This window comes from Anaerococcus degeneri (assembly GCF_017874475.1).
GTDB classification, from domain to species: Bacteria; Bacillota; Clostridia; order Tissierellales; family Peptoniphilaceae; genus Anaerococcus; species Anaerococcus degeneri.
Genome location: NZ_JAGGLO010000029.1, coordinates 1 through 1151, shown reverse-complemented (window position 1 = coordinate 1151; position 1151 = coordinate 1). Strand labels below are relative to the sequence as shown.

At 33.7% G+C, this 1151-nt stretch carries 1 pseudogene; it reads left to right on the top strand.

The annotated features are described in order from the left end of the window. Positions 1-951 (top strand): annotated as a pseudogene (locus J2Z38_RS10465) (DNA helicase); the annotation flags it as partial. Between the last annotated feature and the right edge of the window lie 200 nt (positions 952-1151).

The following is a 1151-nucleotide window of genomic DNA, read 5'->3' as shown; positions in this document are numbered from 1 at the left end:
CAAAGTGAAGCCTTTAAGTCTTCGGATATGTATATGAAATGTAGGTATATGGATGAAATGACAGATGGCAAGGGAGTTGTATTTGCTACTGGTACACCAATATCAAATTCAATGACAGAGCTTTATACCATGCAAAGATACCTTCAGTATGATGATTTAAAGGCAAGGGGATTAGAACATTTTGACGCTTGGGCTTCTACTTTTGGAGAAACAGAAAACACCTTTGAATTATCTCCAGAAGGCACAGGATATAGGCAAAAGACAAGATTTTCAAAGTTTTATAACTTGCCAGAACTGATGAGCATGTTTAAAGAAGTAGCAGATATAAAGACTTCAGATATGTTAAATTTGCCAGTACCAGAAGCAAACTTCGAAGTTATTAAAACAAAACCTACTGAGGAACAGAAAGAAATATTAGAAGCTATTTCAGAAAGAGCTGACGCGGTTAGAAATAACCAAGTCGAACCAACAGAAGACAATATGCTAAAGATTACAAATGATGGTAAAAAACTTGCCCTTGACCAAAGATTAATAAATCCATTACTTCCTGATGACCCTAATTCAAAGGTAAATGTATGCGTTAAAAATATCTTTTCGATCTGGGATAAGACAAAAGAAAATTCATCGACTCAATTAGTATTTTCAGATATGTCCACACCAAAAGGAGATGGAGAATTTAATATCTATGATGATATTAGAAATAAGCTAGTGAATATGGGAATACCAAAAGAAGAAATAGCCTTTATCCACGAAGCAGATACAGACAAACAAAAAGATGAATTGTTCTCTAAGGTAAGAAGAGGAGAAGTAAGAGTATTATTAGGCTCTACTCAAAAAATGGGAGCAGGTACAAATGTACAAAACAAATTAATAGCATTACACGATTTAGATGTCCCTTGGAGACCGTCTGATTTGGAGCAGTTCCAAGTGGGACACATAAAAAAACAAGGACTATCTCAATAAATACTAACGTAAGCACAAGTATAAAATAGGCTAAAGTGACTTATCAGCCTATTTATGATATAATATATCTTAACAATAAAACGGATAAGGGGTAATAATATGGCAATTTCTTATAAACCATTATGGCACTTATTGGTAGAAAGAGAAATGAACAAAGAAGACTTAAAAAGAGCTGCAAACATAACAAG